This window comes from Janthinobacterium fluminis, assembly GCF_028595325.1.
In the GTDB taxonomy this organism is placed as follows: Bacteria; Pseudomonadota; Gammaproteobacteria; order Burkholderiales; family Burkholderiaceae_D; genus Janthinobacterium; species Janthinobacterium fluminis.
Genome location: NZ_JAQQXR010000001.1, coordinates 315,472 through 331,899 on the forward strand (window position 1 = coordinate 315,472; position 16,428 = coordinate 331,899).

16 protein-coding genes are annotated in these 16,428 nt (G+C 65.5%); all 16 read left to right on the forward strand.

Annotation, left to right across the window (positions count from 1 at the left end; all coding sequences use genetic code 11):
* The first annotated feature begins 4 nt into the window (after window positions 1-4).
* The 16 genes from OIK44_RS01520 (at window position 5) to OIK44_RS01595 (ending at window position 16,299) form a co-directional block, all read left to right on the forward strand.
* Window positions 5-4,807: a phage tail length tape measure family protein gene (locus tag OIK44_RS01520; protein ID WP_273668889.1), complete on the forward strand. Its 4,803-nt coding sequence runs from the start codon at window positions 5-7 to the stop codon at window positions 4,805-4,807.
* Entirely contained in the window at window positions 4,804-6,276 is a 1,473-nt protein-coding gene (locus tag OIK44_RS01525; RefSeq protein ID WP_273668890.1) for a hypothetical protein, read from the forward strand. Before OIK44_RS01520 ends, OIK44_RS01525 begins: the two co-directional genes overlap by 4 nt.
* Window positions 6,273-7,112: a hypothetical protein gene (locus OIK44_RS01530; RefSeq protein WP_273668891.1), complete on the forward strand. Its 840-nt coding sequence runs from the start codon at window positions 6,273-6,275 to the stop codon at window positions 7,110-7,112. The genes OIK44_RS01525 and OIK44_RS01530 overlap by 4 nt, the downstream gene beginning before the upstream one ends.
* A complete protein-coding gene (locus OIK44_RS01535) occupies window positions 7,109-7,390 on the forward strand; it encodes a hypothetical protein (RefSeq protein WP_273668892.1) in 282 nt (93 codons plus the stop codon). Before OIK44_RS01530 ends, OIK44_RS01535 begins: the two co-directional genes overlap by 4 nt.
* A complete protein-coding gene (locus OIK44_RS01540; protein ID WP_273668893.1) occupies window positions 7,387-8,154 on the forward strand; it encodes a hypothetical protein in 768 nt (255 codons plus the stop codon). The genes OIK44_RS01535 and OIK44_RS01540 overlap by 4 nt, the downstream gene beginning before the upstream one ends.
* Before the next feature lie 58 nt (window positions 8,155-8,212).
* Window positions 8,213-8,812 (forward strand): DUF4376 domain-containing protein, encoded by a 600-nt coding sequence (locus tag OIK44_RS01545; RefSeq protein ID WP_273668894.1) that lies wholly within the window; start codon window positions 8,213-8,215, stop codon window positions 8,810-8,812.
* Window positions 8,813-8,819: 7 nt separating this feature from the next.
* Window positions 8,820-9,650, forward strand: coding sequence for a hypothetical protein (locus OIK44_RS01550; protein ID WP_273668895.1), 831 nt, complete (start codon window positions 8,820-8,822; stop codon window positions 9,648-9,650).
* Window positions 9,647-11,302, forward strand: a complete 1,656-nt coding sequence (locus tag OIK44_RS01555) for a tail fiber domain-containing protein (protein ID WP_273668896.1) — start codon at window positions 9,647-9,649, stop codon at window positions 11,300-11,302. Before OIK44_RS01550 ends, OIK44_RS01555 begins: the two co-directional genes overlap by 4 nt.
* 65 nt (window positions 11,303-11,367) lie before the next feature.
* Window positions 11,368-11,736 (forward strand): hypothetical protein, encoded by a 369-nt coding sequence (locus OIK44_RS01560; protein ID WP_273668897.1) that lies wholly within the window; start codon window positions 11,368-11,370, stop codon window positions 11,734-11,736.
* Entirely contained in the window at window positions 11,733-11,984 is a 252-nt protein-coding gene (locus OIK44_RS01565) for a hypothetical protein (RefSeq protein ID WP_273668898.1), read from the forward strand. Before OIK44_RS01560 ends, OIK44_RS01565 begins: the two co-directional genes overlap by 4 nt.
* Window positions 11,981-12,496: a glycoside hydrolase family 19 protein gene (locus tag OIK44_RS01570; protein WP_420213804.1), complete on the forward strand. Its 516-nt coding sequence runs from the start codon at window positions 11,981-11,983 to the stop codon at window positions 12,494-12,496. The genes OIK44_RS01565 and OIK44_RS01570 overlap by 4 nt, the downstream gene beginning before the upstream one ends.
* Window positions 12,493-12,846, forward strand: coding sequence for a hypothetical protein (locus OIK44_RS01575; RefSeq protein ID WP_273668899.1), 354 nt, complete (start codon window positions 12,493-12,495; stop codon window positions 12,844-12,846). The genes OIK44_RS01570 and OIK44_RS01575 overlap by 4 nt, the downstream gene beginning before the upstream one ends.
* Entirely contained in the window at window positions 12,843-13,142 is a 300-nt protein-coding gene (locus tag OIK44_RS01580; protein WP_273668900.1) for a hypothetical protein, read from the forward strand. Before OIK44_RS01575 ends, OIK44_RS01580 begins: the two co-directional genes overlap by 4 nt.
* Window positions 13,143-13,380: 238 nt before the next feature.
* Complete coding sequence (gene alr, locus OIK44_RS01585; RefSeq protein WP_273668901.1) at window positions 13,381-14,469, forward strand: alanine racemase; 1,089 nt, start codon at window positions 13,381-13,383, stop codon at window positions 14,467-14,469.
* Between the two features lie 67 nt (window positions 14,470-14,536).
* Window positions 14,537-15,916 carry a DNA repair protein RadA gene (gene radA / locus OIK44_RS01590; protein ID WP_273668902.1) on the forward strand — a complete coding sequence of 460 codons (1,380 nt, stop codon included), beginning with the start codon at window positions 14,537-14,539 and terminating at the stop codon, window positions 15,914-15,916.
* Window positions 15,917-15,978: 62 nt separating this feature from the next.
* Complete coding sequence (locus tag OIK44_RS01595; protein ID WP_273668903.1) at window positions 15,979-16,299, forward strand: PilZ domain-containing protein; 321 nt, start codon at window positions 15,979-15,981, stop codon at window positions 16,297-16,299.
* The last annotated feature ends 129 nt before the right edge of the window (window positions 16,300-16,428 follow it).

A 16,428-nucleotide genomic window follows, 5' to 3' on the forward strand; every position in this document is an offset into this window, starting at 1 on the left:
CTAAATGACAAGTAACGTCGGCAGCGCAACGATTGAACTGGCGGTGGATTCGGCCGGGGTTGAGTCTGGATTGCAGCGTGTAGACCGGGCCGTGGTGCGCACCGGCCGCACGCTGGAAAATCTTGGCGGAAAAGGCGCCGCCGCGCTTGACGGGATGGGGAACAGCGGCGGCGGGGCCGCGAAAAAAGTCGAGCGGTCGACCGCCAGTCTGATCAGCTCCATTCAGCGAACGACCGCCGTGATGGAGGCGGGCTCGCGCACGAGCGCTCAGTATTTTGAGGCACTTGCCAGTCAGCGTGGTGTGAGTGTCGACGCCCTGCGTCCGTACCTTGACCAGTTGGATGCTGTTGCGTCAAAGCAAAAAACTGCCGAGAACGCGATGCGTTCTGCCGATCCGGCGATGAAGTCGGTCGGCGTGTCTGCGGCGCAAACGTCTGCCGCATTGCGGCAGATGCCAGCGCAACTGACCGACATCTTCACCAGTCTGGCCGGCGGGCAAAACCCGCTACTGGTGCTGATCCAGCAGGGCGGCCAGATCAAGGATTCGTTTGGCGGCATTGCCAACACGTTCAGCGTGCTGGGCGGGGAGGTTAAATCGTTTTTTTCGTCGGTGGCGGGAGCGGGCGCTGAGGTCGGTGGGCTGGCCGATCTGGGTGGCGCGCTGGCCGACGTGGCGAAAAAACAAACTGCCGTGGCCGAAGGCGCGGAGCAGGCTGGCGAAAACCTGGGCGACCTGGCCGGCGATGCCAACACGGCCGCGGATGCCGCGACGAACGCCAGGACCGCGCTGGCCGGCGTCGGAAGCGTCAGCATGGCCACAGTCGCATCTGTCGTGGCCGTTGCGTTGGCGGCCGCTGCTGCTGCGGTGGCCTACTACCAGGCCAGTAAAGAGGCAGCAGCGTACACACGCACGCTGACCATGACCGGTAATGTCGCAGGCGTCACGGCCGACCAACTTTCGGATATGGCGAGAGCGATAGGTAAAAGCGCCGGGACGCAAGGTGCCGCCGCCGAGGCGCTGGTCGCGCTGGTATCCACGGGCAAGGTTGGCGCGGAGAATTTTCAGCGTTTCGCCACTGTCGCCGTGAAAGCGCAGAAGGTCCTCGGCATTGGCGTCGCGGATATGGTAAAAGATTTCGCGGATCTCGGGAAAACCCCTCTGCAGGCCAGCAAGGCGCTGAATGAGCAGTATCACCATTTGACGTTCGCAGTCCATAGCCAGATCAGCGCGCTGCAGAATCAGGGAAAAATGGAGGAGGCGGCTGCGGTGGCGCAGAACGCCTATGCCGATGCGCTCGCCAGCAGAGAAAAGCGCGTTGCCGAATCACTGGGGCGGATGTCCAGGGCATGGGCCGCAGTTGGAGGCGCTGCAAAACGGGCGGGGGACGCCTTCCTCGATGTGTGGCGTGACGACACGTTCGAGCAAAAATTGGTTAAGGCCAATGATGCATTAGAGAAGGCACAGCGTAACCGATTTAACTTCGCCGGCGGCGGTTCGGATGGCGCCGCCGCATTGGCCACTGCGGAAAAAAAAGTGGCGCTGCTCAAAGAAGAGCGGGATGCCTCGGAATGGAATGCGCGAGCCAAGGCTGAGTCGGCGAAGTTGGACGAGGACGGCATCGCCTGGGCAGAGGAGGGCGAGAAGTTTCTGGCTAGAAAAGATTCGTTGTTGAGGGCCATCAAGGTCAGCCGCGACCGCGGTCTGGCCGCCGGCGTGGCCGACGAGGAAATTGCGAAACGCGAGTTGGCGATACGCCGGGAGTATTCCGACATATTCAATGCTGGTATCGACTCGCAAATCGAGGCCCTCAAGCGGCGTGCCGCAGTTGAGGATGTCGTGTCGGCGCGGTCGATGGCGATGCTTGTTGCGAACCGCGACGCTGGCCTGGCGAGCAGTTTGCAAGCGCAGAACGATTTCGCCTCCGCCGTGGCGGCGCGCGATATTGCCGATTTCAGCCGGCGTAAGCGAGAGCTGGAAGAGGAGCTCGCTCTCACCAAGGGTAAGGCGGATAGTGAAAAGGAGCAGGCGGCACTGCGCGGCCAGGCTCTGGTGATTGATGCGCAAATCGACAGCCGCAAGAGGGCGCTGGCGAGCGAGTTGTTCGTGTTGGACGTTAAGGCGACGCGCGCAGCGGCCAGCGCTTACGCGGATGTCGTGGAGAAGCGTGAGGCCGACGTCGAGGCGTTAAAAAAGCAGATCCAGGCGCAGCTCGACGCCAACAGCTTGATCGGCAAAAGCGGCAAGGAGATCGAAAACTTCAACGCAGCTCAGGTGGAGGAGGTTGCAATTCGCCGGGAGGTTGAGGCAGCAATCCTCGATACGATTCCGTTCAGGGAAAAGGAGGCGGCCGCTTTGCGTGACAGCGCCGCCAAGATGCGAGATTTGTCAGCCGCGCAGCGTGAAGGCGCGAAGAAGTCGACCGCATTCGACGAACAAAAGAAAATTTGGGAATCGATCGACCGTACTGCCCACGACACATTCGTTTCTATTTTCGACAGTGGTAAAAACACTTTTGACCGTTTGCGCGACACGCTGAAAAACGGCCTGTTGGACATGCTGTACCAGATGACGATCAAGAAATGGATTTTCCAGATTGGCGCGTCTGTAACCGGATTTTCTGGCTTGGCCCAGGCTGCTGGTATGGATGCTGGCGGTGCTGCTGACGGTGCCGCTGGCGGCGGCATGTCGGGCGTTATTGGTATGGCGCAGATGGCCTCCGGTGTATACAAGGTGATTAGCGGTGGATTGACTGCAGCCATCACCAGCATGGGCGCTGGAATTGCGAGCGTTGGCGGGATGCTCGGCTCGTCCAGTATTTCGGCGTTTGGCGCGGGCATGGGCTTGACGGGCGCCCAGGCATCCGCTGCCGCCGGCGCTTACACCGCTGCCGGCATGGGGGGAACCGGCACGGCAATCACTGGCGGCGCCTACGCAGGCGCAGCTGTGACAGCGGCAGCCGGCATCGCGGCCGGCGTGCTGGGTGGCAGTTTGATCTCCGGCCAGTTTGGCAGTCGCTCGACCGTCAACGCTGGGACCGGGGTTGGCGCAATCGCTGGCGCGTTTTTGGGCGGGCCAGTCGGTGCGGCAATCGGTGGCGCGCTGGGCGGCATTATCGGCGGCATCGGTAACCGCCTGTTTGGCATGGGCGAGAAAAAAGTTACTGCGCGCGGGATGCGCGGCAACTTGTCGGACGCGGGTGCGGCTGGCGAAAGCTATTACACGTGGAAGCAGAAGGGCGGCTTGTTCCGCAGCGATAAGGGCGATACGGAGAGAAGCGCGCTCGGCACCGACGCCATCAATTCGCTGACCAGCGGGTTCGCCAAGCTCAAGGTGTTATCGGTCGATTTCGCCAAAAACCTGGACGTCAGCGGCTCGGCGCTCGATGGTTTCTCGAAAAAATTCGATATCGCTCTCACGGGCGACAACACGAAGGACGCCGAGGCAATCACCAAGTTCTTTTCGACGCTGGGTGACGAGTTGGCGACCAAATTGGTGCCGACCATCTCCTCGCTCACGCGAACCGGAGAGACGGCGTCGGTAACCCTGCAGCGTCTGAGTGACGAGTTTCAGGTCACCAACGTGTTGGCCGGCCTCCTGGGCAAAACGGTAGAGCAGGCGTTTGGGTCGCTGGGCCTGTCCTCGGTCATAGCGCGAGAGCGTTTGATCGATTTGTCCGGTGGCGTCGCCGCGTTCGGCAGTCAGACTGCATTTTTCGCCCAAAATTACCTGAGCGAGGCCGAACGCCTGGCGCCGGTGAGCAAGGCGCTCGATGCGGCGATGGCGTCGTTGGGACTGTCGGGCATCAAAACGCGCGACCAGTTCAAACAGACGATTCTGGGGCTCGACCTGACAACGGATGCCGGCGCCAAACAGTATGCGGCGATGATGAAACTGCAGGAGGCGTTCGCCCAGGTGCACCCTGAGCAACTGCAGCAGACCATCGACCAGGCGCGCGGGGCGCTGCAGTCGGCGGCCAAGGCTCAGGCCGACGCGCTGAAGGCGACGGCCGAACGCATGCGCACGTTCGCCACCTCGGTGCTGGAGGCGCGCGATGCGATGTTGTTGGGCAGCCTGTCGACGTTGACGCCGGCGCAGCGGCAGGCGGAGGCGCAGCGGCAGTACGAGCTGACGTTGGCGCAGGCCAAGGCCGGCGACGCCGGCGCGCAGTCGCGCATCAGGGAGGCGGCCAACGCCTATTTGAGCGCCGACCAGGCGATCAAGGCGAGCAGCGATTCGTATGCGGCGGACGCCGCCAAGGTCCAGGCAGACCTGGCGGAGCTGGCCAAGATCGCGCTGGGACAGGCCACCGAGGCGGATAAGCAACTGGCCGCGCTCGAAAAGCAGGTCGGTGGCCTGGTCACCATCAACGAATCCGTGCTCAGCACGCGCGACGCCATCATCGCGCTGGGCGTCGCGCTGCGCGCCGCCGGCCAGGTCGACGTCACTGTCGGCCGGGTCAATGGCTCGCATGCCGGCGGCCTGTCGCGCGTGCCATTCGATGGCTACGTCGCCGAGTTGCATGAGGGGGAGCGGGTGCTGACTGCGTTCGAGGCCCGGAATTATTCGGCGCAATCGAACGTCGGCAGCGGGGCGCTGGTCGCCGAGATCCGCGGGCTGCGGGAAGACAATCGTCGGCTGCACGAAGAGGTGAAGGGTCTGCGCGCCGACAAGGCGCAGCAGACCGGCGACACCATCGCCAGCATCGAGGGCGCCGCCGAGCGCAACGCGGAAATGGTGAGCTGCGGCGCGAAAGAGGCGGCCAAGGTATCCATCTACGCACAACAAATGAAGGCGGAACTGATATGAACGACGAATACTTCCTGGCCTGGCTGAAAAGTCCGGCCGCGATCAGGGTTGCGCTTATCGAGGTGGAGGCCCGCGTCGCCGGCGCCGAAACGACGCGCTACCTGTCCACCGGCAGCTACGTCACGGCACCGACGGACACGCCGGCCAACACCTGCTACGAGGCGATTGTGTCGACGGGCATCCAATTCGCCGAGCAGCTGTCGCTGACCGGCGAGGCGAGCCTGTCGGCCGGCGACATCGAGGTGCACAACCCGTCCGGCGTGCGCGACGGCTGGCTGGGCGACGTTTGGGCCAACCGGCCGATCCGTGCCTGGATCGGCGACCCGCGCTGGCCGCGCGCCGACTTCCGCATGATTTTCAACGGCGTCGTGGCGGACATCGCGCCGAAGGGCGCCGACAAGCTGGCCCTGAAGCTGCGCGACAAGCTGCAGCGCCTGAACACGCCGGTCAGCGAGGCCAAGCTGGGCGGCGCCACGCCGAACGCCGACGCCCTGCTGCCGCTGTGCTGGGGCGAGGCGCACAACGTCACGCCGCTGCTGAGCGATCCGGGCACGCTGGAATTCCAGGTGCACGGCGGCGCCGTCGAGCGCATCGACGAGGTGCGCGCCAACGGCGTGCCGGTCAGCGCCACGCTCGACAACGACCGCGGCAAGTTCACGCTCAAGGTCGCCAACGCCTCGGCCGCCGTCACCGTCTCGCTCAAGGGCGAGACGGTGGGCGGCTATCGCAACACCGTGGCGGCGCTGGTGCAGCGCATCGTCACCGGCTATGGCAAGGTGGCCGACCGCTTCACGGCGGGCGACGTCGACGCCGCGAACATGGCCGCCTTCGAGGTCGCGCACCAGCAGCCTGTCGGCCTCTATCTGTCGGACCGCACCAACGTGCTGAACGCATGCCAGATGCTGGCCAGCAGTGTCGGCGCCCAGGTCGCCATGTCGCGCCTTGGCCGGTTGCGCCTGATCCAGCTTTCGCTGCCGGGCACCGGCGTGCCGACGGCCATCCACCCCTGGCACATGGTCGACGGAACGCTGGCGCCGGCCAGCCGCACGAACGTGGCGGCGGCCGTCAAGCTCGGCTTTTGCAAGAACTGGACGGTGCAGGACAAGCTCGACACCGGCATCCCCGTGCAGCACAAGGACTTGTACAAGGCCGAGTGGCTGACGACGACGCGGGCCGACGCCGCCGTGCAGGCGCTGTACCGGCTCGACGCCGAGCCCGTGCAGCAGGACACGCTGCTGCTGCGCAAGGTCGACGCCGACGCGGAGGCGGCGCGCCGCCTCGCGCTGTGGCGGGTGCCGCGGACGGTCTATGAATTTGAAGGGACGCCCGAAATGCTGGCACTGGAGCTGGGGCAGGCCGTCACGCTGCACCACCGGCGTTACGGCATGGCCGGCGGCGTGCAGGGCATCGTCATTTCGCTGGCGCCGAACTGGGAAAGCGCGCGCGTGAAAGTGGGTGTACTCGTATGACGACGCAAATGCTCAACGACCGCGACGTGCTGATCCAGGCGACCTATCCGCGTTTTGAGGACCAGGGCTCGGGCAGATTGATGCTGCTGGCCGCCAGCGCGCAGATTTTCAAGACGCCGGCCGCCGGCGGCGCCGACCCAGCGCCGATCACGCTGACGGCCCTGCCGCTGAACCTGCCGCCCGACGACATCGCGTTCGGCATCGTCGGCGGCACGCTGACGGGCGCCGGCAATGTGCGCACGCTTGCCTACGCCGCGATGACGGCGCCGACGGCGACGGTGACGGCCACCGTGACCTACCAGGGCGTGGCGTACACGGCAACGCAGCTCATCGCCAAGGTGGCCGACGGCTCTGCCGGCCCGCGCGGCTCGCAGGCGCTCTACATCTACGGCGCGGCCTGGTCGGACGCGGCGGCTGACGCGGCGACGACGGGGGCGAACCAACTGGGCGACACCGTCACGATCTCGAACAACGGCGTGTTCGCGCTGACGAAAACATGGAATGGTGCGGCCTGGGTGCCACCGGGTGTCGTGCTCGACGGCAGCATGCTGGTCACTGGCTCGGTGAGCGCGGCGGCGATCAATACGAACAATCTGACAATTCGGGCGGCCGACGGCACCCTGATCCTGGGCGCCGGCGGAAAACTTGCCAGTACCTACATCCAGAGCGTCGCGGCCGACAAAATCGTGACACCCAACCTGGCCGCGCTGTCGGCCAACATCGGCATGTTGCGCACTGCAGCGACAGGCGGGCGGGTTGAGATTTCGGACAATGTGATCAAGCTTTATGACCCGTTCAACAACCTGCGGATGAAAATAGGGGATCAGACATTATGACGTTTGGCATCACAACATTTCGCGCAAGTGGCACGCCGCTGCTCGTGCCGGATGGTGCTGGCGGCCTGTACATTGAGACGTGGGTTCAAACCGCCAGTGCCCCATTGACCCGTTCATATACAAATCTACAGGGCATGACGCTGCGTGTTTTTGAGGTCTGGTCCGGTTGTTTTACCTGGGTGCTTGGCGTGGACGGCAATGGCGCACCTATGATTGTTTTTTCGCCCCCTCATGGCGCCAATGGCGGCACAACGGGGCTATTGGTGTTTGCGGCATGACGGTCGGGGTGAGGTTCAGCACGGTTCGGGGCGAGCGGCAGCTCGACGAGAATTTCATGGTGCCGGAATTTATTGGCAAAATTGTATTGTCCCCAGTGCCGGTCGTTACGGAGATGCACCCCGAGTCACCATATACGTCATACACCTACAGCGGCGTGCTGCCCCAGGCAGCGGGCAGGGCAATCATGATTTTTTGGACGTTGCCGAGTACTACTGAGGATATCTGGATCCACCCGGATCACGTTTATTTTTGGCATGGGTCTGACGCCACGACCACCACAGTCAGGATATTTCGGCCGAGGTCGCTGGCCAGTTCGGAGTTGCCAGAGGGATATGCATTTGCGCTCGACAAGGCGCTTCCGTCATCCGATCAGTTTTGTATGCGCCTATGGGACGAAAAGGGGCGGTTAATTTTCGACAGCGGCCATGAGCATTTAAATATGCATTCAGTACTGTCGGACATTTCCATGCCCGAGGACGGCGTTGGCGAAATGCGTATTTTCGTTCCGGAGAAACCTGCATTTCTCATCCCCGCAGTGGCGCAAACAACCGTTACCAGCAACCGCCCGTGGGTGTATGTCCGGATCGAGGAGCGGCTTGGCTGCGCGCGCCGGAGCGGAGGGATGCTGTATAGCAGCCTGGTGAAATCGGAAGATTTTCCGTTTTATTTCAGCGACGAGAATCCGAGATATCCCGAGCCGACCTACTACAGCAAAAATTTCGGTTTGACGATGCCTGTCATAAACGCAGCAATCTACGATTAGGGCCGTCATGATTATCAAAGAATTTACCGCGCCAAATGGCGCGGCCGCTGGGTGGCATGTGGTCAGACGGATAGAGGCCAACATGCCTTTTTCGTCGGCGCAGCTCACCGTCCTGAGCTACTCCAGCGAGGAGGGCTATCTCGCCGGCGCCGGATCTGTTTGGAGCAGCCAGGTGTCCATGCCGCTGGATGGGGCCGGGGGGCTGACGCCTGGCTCAGTAGATGCCTGGCTCGTTACGGCCGCCGGCAGCCCGTTTGCTGGCGGCACCGTCGTCGCGGACCGCAGCCTTTCGCTGGAGTGCGCGAAATCGCGCCGCTGGGCGGACATCAAAGCGCGGCGCGACCGGGTCGAGGCTGGCGGATTCGATTGCGCCGGAGGACGCTACGACAGCGACCAGCGCTCGGCCCAGCGCATCGCCGTCGCCGCGCAGTCGGCGCTGGCGCAGCGCGCCGCGGCGCTGCCGTACACCGTGGCATGGATTCTTGCCGATAACTCGGTCCGGCAGTTGGACGGCGCCGGCATGATCGCCGTCGCCGACGCGCTGGCCGAGCACGTCGACGCCGCATTCTCCACCGCGCGCGCGTTGCGCGACCAGGTCGACGCGGCGGCCACCATCGAGCAGGTCGGTGCCGTGCAGTGGCCGGCGCCGGCGCAATAGGGGCAACATGACGAACCTGAGAATCATTTCCGACAACGCGGCCGACCGCGCGGTGTTGAGCGTGTCGAGCCAGGCCGGCGGGCTGGGCGCGGCCAATCTGCTGACCGACATCAAGGGCCAGGTGTGGCGCGCGGCAGGCACGTCGGCCACGCTCACCGCCGTCTGGCCGGCCGGCGAGCGCATCGGCGGCGTGCATCTGCCGTTCTGCAACCTCAGCAGCGGCGCGACGGTGCGCGTGCGCGGCTACACCTGGGCGACGGACGCTGCGCCCGTCTTCGACACGGGGGCGGTGTTCGCCTGCCCGGCGCTGCCGCTGGGCGTGTGGGAGTGGGGCGCGCCGCTGGGCGTGAACGCGTTCGCCTACGGCGGCGGGGCGCACGGCCGCGTCTGGATCGAGCCCTCGCATGTCGTGCAGAAGCTCGTCATCGACATCGTCGACGTCGGCAATGCCGCCGGCTACGTCGAGGCCGCCCGCCTGGTTTGCGGCTACTACTGGTCGCCAACGCACAACGCCGACTACGGCGCGCCGCTGACGGTGATCGACCGCAGCGCGCAGTACCGCAATGAGGCCGGCGACATGATGGTCAGCCGCGGCACCCAGCACCGCAAACAGTCGCTCAACCTGTCGGCGCTGTCGGCAGAGGATCGCGCTGCGCTGTACGCGATCGCCCGGGGCAACGGCATGGCGCGGCCGCTGCTGTTGAGCGTGTGCCCGGCCAACGCTGATCCACTGCTGGAACAGGCGCACCAGATGTATTGCCGGCTCGTCACGTCGCCAGCCATGAGCACGCCGAACTACCTGCGATATGCAGCCCAACTCGATTTCGAGGAAATATGACAAACCGTTTCTATGATGGCCAGCAGGACTATGTGGCCGAGCTCAATCTTATGGACCAGCGATTCGGCGCGGCGCTCGACGCCGTGCCGGCGCCGGCGGCCAGCGCCGCGGCGGCCGCCGAATCTGCGGCGGCCGCGCTCGCCTCCGAAAACCACGCGCACGCGTCCGAACTCGCTGCAGCGGCCAGCGCCGCCGCCGCCGGCGCCAGCGAGGACGCCGCCGAGGTTGCGCTCAATTCGTTCGGCGAGCGCTACCTGGGCGCCAAGCCGGTCGCGCCGGCGGCGGACAATCACGGCGGCGCACTGATGCCGGGCGCGCTGTATTGGGATGCCGTGCTGAACGGCGGTTGCCTGCGCGTCTGGGCCGGCGGGGGCTGGAACACGGTGCCGACAAACGTGGCCGAGGCCGTGGCCTGCACGCCGTCCGGCGGCATCGCGGCGACCGACGTGCAGGCGGCCCTGGTCGAGCTCGACGCCGAGAAGGAGCCAGGGATTGCCCCTGGAACGGCGGCGCAATACTGGCGCGGCGATAAGTCCTGGCGTGACTTGGCCGCGGACGTGCGCGGCGCCGCGCTGAGCGGCCTGTCGCTGGCGTCAGGCACCGCTGTGGCCGCCGCCGACACCATCCTGGTGGCGATGGGGAAACTGCAAAAACAGATCGCCGACCTGGGCGCGAGCAAGGTCAACATCGCCAATCCAGCAACGATGGGAGCGCTGACTCATACGGGAGAGGTGGCCATCACTGGCAACCTTATTGCCTATGGCACGATCCATGCCGGCAGGTCAGGCATGGGCGATCAGGGATACCTTGTGGCGTTTAATCCAACCAACGATGCCTATCTCCGCCTCTGGAACAATGGCGGGGTCAGCTACCTGCACTCCACCTATTCGGCCAGCGCCGGCGCGAAACCATTTGTCATTTCGGTCGGCAGTAGCATCAATCCTGTCGCGACGTTCCGCGGCGGCGAGGTGTTGCTCGACGCCTCACTGACTATTCGCAGCAAATCGAGCGGGTGGAGCCACTTTTCCGCTGACACTGTAGCCCAGTCCTACATGACGTTTGCGTGTGCCGGGGCAAGTGGTAGTGGGCCGGCGGCAGGTTTTATTGGCACCGACGGCGGCGCTATTGTTGGCGGCGGGGCGGGGATAAACTTTGGCATTCGGGCTACCAAGGATCTGATTTTGCAGTCAGACAACGGGACTATTCGGCCCTTCATTGACGGGCAGAGCAACTTGGGTATTGGGTCCTATCGCTGGGGCGTGATTTACTCGACCACCGGTGCGATCAACACGTCGGACGCCCGCGAAAAAACGCCGGTGCGCGGCCTGACGGCGGCGGAGATTGCCGCCGCCAAGGCGCTGGCCAGCGAGATCGGCGCCTACCGCTGGCTGTCCGCAGTGGCCGACAAGGCTGGCGCCGCCCGCGACCATATCGGCATGACGGTCCAGCGCGCCATCGAGGTGATGACGCAGCACGGCCTGGACCCGTTCCGCTACGGCTTCATCTGTTTTGACGAGTGGGCCGAGGCGGAGAACGTTGACACGGGCGTGCCAACGCCGGCGGGCAGCCGCTACGCCTTCCGCTTTGACGAACTGAATCTCTTCCTCGCGCGCGGCTTCGAGGCGCGCCTGGCGGCCTTGGAAGCGGCCTGATTTCATTTCTCTGCACGTCAACCACGCCGCCTCCGGGCGGCTTTTTCATTTCCGAAAGGGCTTTTATGGCTGAACCAGTAGCAAGCTCCACCGTCGGTATTGCCATTGCCGCCGGCACCATCACCCTCACGGGTTCCGTCCTGGGCGTGCAGTACGACGCGCTCCTCGCCGGTTTTTTCGGTGGCCTCGTGTCGCTATCCTATCTGCCAGCAACGACGTGGGGCCGGATTGCGGGGAGCGTCGCCGGGTCCGCGCTGCTCGGCGGGTGGTTCGCGCCGCTGGCCAGCGCCGCCGCCGTGAACTACCTCCCGTTCGTCACCGGTACCGGCGAGCCTACCATCCGGATCGCGGCCGCCGCCGCCCTGGGCCTGTGCGCACAAGTCATCATCCCGGCCGCGTTCGCATGGCTGCGTCGCAAAGGAGAATCGCAATGATGGCCCTCAACACCCTCAACATGACGGCGGCGCTCTTGGTGCTGCTGCGCGGAGTGATCGCGCTCAATCACATGTGCCCCGGCACCGGGTTGGCGATTCGCTCCGCCTGGCTGCTGCTGACGGCCAGCGCGGCCGGCGTGCTGCTGTCGGGCGCGGCGCCGACCTGGCCCGACGTCGCCCTGCACTGGGGCATTGCCGCCCTGGTCTGCATCGACCGGCGTGGACAAATTTGCGAGGTGAAATCGTGACCATCGACCAATTGCTGGCCATCATGCCGCTGGCGCGCGCACGCGCCGCTACGTTTCTGGCGCCGCTGAACGCTGCGATGGCCGAGTTTGGCATCAACACACCGGCGCGCCAGGCATCGTTTCTGGCGCAGATCGGGCACGAGTCGGGCCAGCTCCGCCACGTCCGCGAGCTGGCCAGCGGCGCCGCTTACGAGGGTCGTACCAACCTGGGCAACGTCGTGGCCGGCGATGGCGTGCGGTTCCGGGGGCGCGGCCTGATCCAGATCACCGGGCGCGCCAACTACCAGGCGGCCGGCGCCGCGCTGGGGCTGGACCTCGTCGGCGCGCCTGCGCTGCTCGAACAGCCGGCCAACGCCTGCCGTTCGGCCGCGTGGTTCTGGAAGGCGCGTGGCCTGAACGAGCTGGCCGACGCCGGCGACCAGGTGCGCGTGACGCGCCGCATCAACGGCGGCACGAACGGGCTGGCCGAGCGCCTGGCGCTGTTCTCGGTGGCGCAGCGGGTGCTGGCGTGAGCGCGCTGGTGCAAAGGCTGCTGGCCGCCGGGCTGCTGGCCGCAACGGCCGGCGCCGGCATTGGTTGGGGCTTGGCCGCGCACGACCGGAACCAGGCCCAGGCCGAGCTGGCTGTCGAGCGGCGCCGCGCCGATGACCTGGGCGACCAGGTGCGCGAGCAAAACCGAGCGGTCGACGCGCTGGCCGCCGCCAAGACCGCCGCCGAGGCGCGCGGCGCGACCGCCCGGCAGCTCGCCGCGGCGAACGGCAAACGCTACGACGCCGCGCTCGTGCGACTGGCGGACGCCCGCGCGACAACCTGCGACGAGGCCATGCCGGCGGTCAATCAATTACTGGAGAGCGTGCGATGAAAATCCAGCACCTGCAACACCTGCGCTTTTCTGCTTGGCCAGCACCACCTGCAGTTTTGTTCGCCACCTGCATGCTGCTCGCCGGGTGCGCTGGCGTGCCGCCTGCGTCCGTCGAGGTGCGCGTGCCGGTCTACGTGCCGTGTTTGACGGCTGTGCCGGCCAGGCCCGACTACGAGTTTGCGCGGCTGGCGCCGGCGGCATCGGACGGCGAGAAGGTTTTGGCGTTGGCGCGGGACTGGCCGCGCGCCCGGAAATACGAGGGCGAGCTGGAAGCGGTCATTGAGGGCTGCCGGTAGGGGCACAAATTCGTTGAATATACAGTACGTAAGCCATTGTTAATTGGCGTTTTATACAGTGGTTCTGTGTGCGTATATGTGACCTCAATTTATGGTGGTAAACCGATGATTTCATAGGTAAAAGCCTCTTTGTCGCGCTTCCTCATACCATGAATATCAGGTATTCCCAAACTTGCGCATGGCCCCGGAGGCGCTGTCCGGTAGAATACGGACTTAGTCATTACCCAGCAGAATCTTTATGCCCAGGCCCATCGTCGCCACTATCCACCTCGACGCCATGCAACACAATCTGGCCCGCGCCCGGGCCTGCGCGCCGCAGGCCAAGGTGTGGGCGGTGGTCAAGGCCAACGCCTACGGCCACGGCCTGGAGCGGGCCGTGCGCGGCTTCGCCGACGCCGACGGCCTGGCCCTGGTCGAACCGGACTATGCGCTGCGCCTGCGCGAACTGGGGTGGCGCAAGCCCATCCTGCTGCTGGAGGGCTTCTTCGACGCGGCCGACCTGGCGCTGATGGCGGCCCACGGCCTGAACGGCGCCGTCCATTGCGAGGCGCAGATCGCCATGCTGGAGGCGGCGCGCCTGCCGCACAGCATCGACGTGCATTTAAAAATGAACACCGGCATGAACCGGCTCGGCTTCACGCCGGCCGCCTTCGCGCGGGCCTATGCGCGCCTGCGCGCGCTGCCGTGCGTCGGCACGATCACGCTGATGACGCACTTCGCCAACGCCGAGGTAGCGGCCCATCCGGCCCTGCCGACGGGCGAGCAGCTGCGCCGCTTCCAGTTGGGCGCGCACGGTTTGCCGGCGCCGCGCAGCCTGGCCAATTCGGCCGGGGTGCTGCTCCGGGCGGGGCAGGGCACGCAGGCGGCCAGCGACTGGGTGCGCCCCGGCATCATGCTGTATGGCGGCACGCCGGGCGGCGTTTCCGCCGCCGCCTTCGACCTGCTCCCGGCGATGACCTTGCGCAGCGCCATCATCGGCGTGCAGGACATCGGCGCCGGCGACGTGGTCGGCTACGGCAGCGGCTACCGGGCGGCGGCGCCGACCCGCGTCGGCGTGGTCGCCTGCGGCTACGCCGACGGCTATCCCCGCCATGCGCCGCACGGCACGCCGGTACTGGTGGACGGCGTGCGCACCAGCGTCATCGGCCGCGTCTCGATGGACATGCTGACGGTCGATTTGACGCCGGTGCCGGGCGCCGGCGTCGGCAGCGCCGTCACCCTGTGGGGGCGCGGCCTGCCGATCGACGAGGTGGCGGAGCCGGCCGGCACCGTCGGCTACGAGCTGATGTGCGCGCTGGCGCCGCGCGTGCCCGTGCAAGAGGGATGAGGCCGGTCCGCGCCGCCGCCGGTCCCCCTCCCCATTCATAAGTGTTCTACAGAAAGTTCCAGCCCCGATGGCAAAAGTCAAAACCAATTACACCTGCAGCGAATGCGGCGGCGTCAGCAACAAGTGGACGGGCCAGTGCGCCGCCTGCCAGCAGTGGAACACGCTGGTCGAGACAGTCCCCGAGGCGGCCGGCGGCAACAACCGCTATTCGAACCCCCAGCACATGTCGCTGGCGCAGACGGCGCCGGTGCTGTCGCTGGCCGACATCGACGCCATCGACGTGCCCCGTTTCGGCACCGGCATCGAGGAATTCGACCGCGTGCTCGGCGGCGGCATGGTGGCCGGCGGCGTCGTGCTGATCGGCGGCGACCCCGGCATCGGCAAGTCGACGCTGCTGCTGCAGGCGCTGGCGAACATGTCGCACGACAAGCGCGTGCTCTATGTCAGCGGCGAGGAGTCCGGCGCCCAGATCGCGCTGCGCGCCAAGCGCCTGATGATAGACGCCAAGGATCTGAAGCTGCAGGCCGAGATCCAGCTGGAGAAAATCCTCGGCACGCTGGCCGAGCTGAAACCGGAGGTGGCCGTCATCGACTCGATCCAGACCGTGTATTCGGACGCGCTCAGCTCGGCCCCCGGCTCGGTGGCCCAGGTGCGCGAGTGCGCGGCCCAACTGACGCGCATGGCCAAGCAGACCGGCGTGACTATCATCCTGGTCGGCCACGTGACGAAGGAGGGCGCGCTGGCCGGGCCGCGCGTGCTCGAACACATCGTCGACACGGTGCTGTACTTCGAGGGCGACGCCCATTCCAGCTTCCGCCTGGTGCGGGCCATCAAGAACCGCTTCGGCGCCGTCAACGAGCTGGGCGTGTTCGCCATGACGGAAAAGGGCTTGAAGGGCGTCTCGAACCCCTCGGCGCTGTTCCTGTCGCAGCACGACAACCAGGTGCCCGGCTCCTGCGTGATGGTGACCCAGGAGGGCACCCGGCCGCTGCTGGTGGAAATCCAGGCGCTGGTCGACACCAGCCATTTGCCGAACGCGCGCCGGCTGTCGGTCGGCCTGGAACAGAACCGCCTGGCGATGCTGCTGGCCGTGCTGCACCGCCACGCCGGCATCGCCGCCTTCGACCAGGACGTCTTCATCAACGCCGTCGGCGGCGTCAAGATCACCGAGCCGGCCGCCGACCTGGCCGTGCTGCTGGCGATCAACTCCTCGATGCGCAGCAAGCCGCTGCCGCGCGGCCTCGTCGTCTTCGGCGAGGTGGGCCTGGCCGGCGAGATCCGTCCGGCGCCGCGCGGCCAGGAGCGCCTGCGCGAGGCGGCCAAGCTGGGCTTTACGCTGGCCATGATTCCGAAGGCCAACCTGCCCAAGCAAGCCATCGAGGGCATGACCATCATCGCCGTCGAGCGCATCGACGAGGCCTTCAACAAATTGCGCGAGCACGACTAGCCGGCGGCCTGGCCGCTTGGGCTATAATAATCTAATCGCAATCTTGTGCATTGGATTAGAAATTGTCAGTTGAACAAAGACAGCCGCCGCGTAAAATCCTGCGGACCAGGGCGATGCTGGTGATGGACGGCGCCGCCGCCGTCGCCGCGCACACGCTCGATATCGGCGCCAGCGGCGTCGCCGCCGTCGTCGACGAGGCGCTGGCCGTCGGGCACAAGGGCCGCATCGTGTTCGAGATGCTGGTCGACGGCAAATTACAACTGGTGGATGGCCAGGTCGCGGCCAACTACTGCATACTGAGCCACGACGGCTTCAAGGTCGGCCTGCAGTTCGTCAACCTGGACAGCGCGATGGCCAATGCGATCTCCCGCTACCTGCACTGAGGCCATACTGCGGTAAGAAGGTGAATTCCGCTTCTGTTCGCCACATTATTGTTTTTGTTAAGAGTTTATAATTAACAACTGAGAGATCGTCCGTCGGCACGCCAGCAGCGTCGCCGCTCCGTCTCTTGC

Excerpts from the sequence above, each read along its gene's own strand:
- OIK44_RS01560 (WP_273668897.1), top strand. The coding sequence starts at position 11,368 with ATGGCTGAACCAGTAGCAAGCTCCACCGTCGGTATTGCCATTGCCGCC.
- OIK44_RS01555 (WP_273668896.1), top strand. The coding sequence starts at position 9,647 with ATGACAAACCGTTTCTATGATGGCCAGCAGGACTATGTGGCCGAGCTC.
- OIK44_RS01525 (WP_273668890.1), top strand. The coding sequence starts at position 4,804 with ATGAACGACGAATACTTCCTGGCCTGGCTGAAAAGTCCGGCCGCGATC.
- OIK44_RS01565 (WP_273668898.1), top strand. The coding sequence starts at position 11,733 with ATGATGGCCCTCAACACCCTCAACATGACGGCGGCGCTCTTGGTGCTG.
- OIK44_RS01530 (WP_273668891.1), top strand. The coding sequence starts at position 6,273 with ATGACGACGCAAATGCTCAACGACCGCGACGTGCTGATCCAGGCGACC.
- OIK44_RS01550 (WP_273668895.1), top strand. The coding sequence starts at position 8,820 with ATGACGAACCTGAGAATCATTTCCGACAACGCGGCCGACCGCGCGGTG.
- OIK44_RS01540 (WP_273668893.1), top strand. The coding sequence starts at position 7,387 with ATGACGGTCGGGGTGAGGTTCAGCACGGTTCGGGGCGAGCGGCAGCTC.
- OIK44_RS01535 (WP_273668892.1), top strand. The coding sequence starts at position 7,109 with ATGACGTTTGGCATCACAACATTTCGCGCAAGTGGCACGCCGCTGCTC.
- alr (WP_273668901.1), top strand. The coding sequence starts at position 13,381 with ATGCCCAGGCCCATCGTCGCCACTATCCACCTCGACGCCATGCAACAC.
- radA (WP_273668902.1), top strand. The coding sequence starts at position 14,537 with ATGGCAAAAGTCAAAACCAATTACACCTGCAGCGAATGCGGCGGCGTC.
- OIK44_RS01520 (WP_273668889.1), top strand. The coding sequence starts at position 5 with ATGACAAGTAACGTCGGCAGCGCAACGATTGAACTGGCGGTGGATTCG.
- OIK44_RS01580 (WP_273668900.1), top strand. The coding sequence starts at position 12,843 with ATGAAAATCCAGCACCTGCAACACCTGCGCTTTTCTGCTTGGCCAGCA.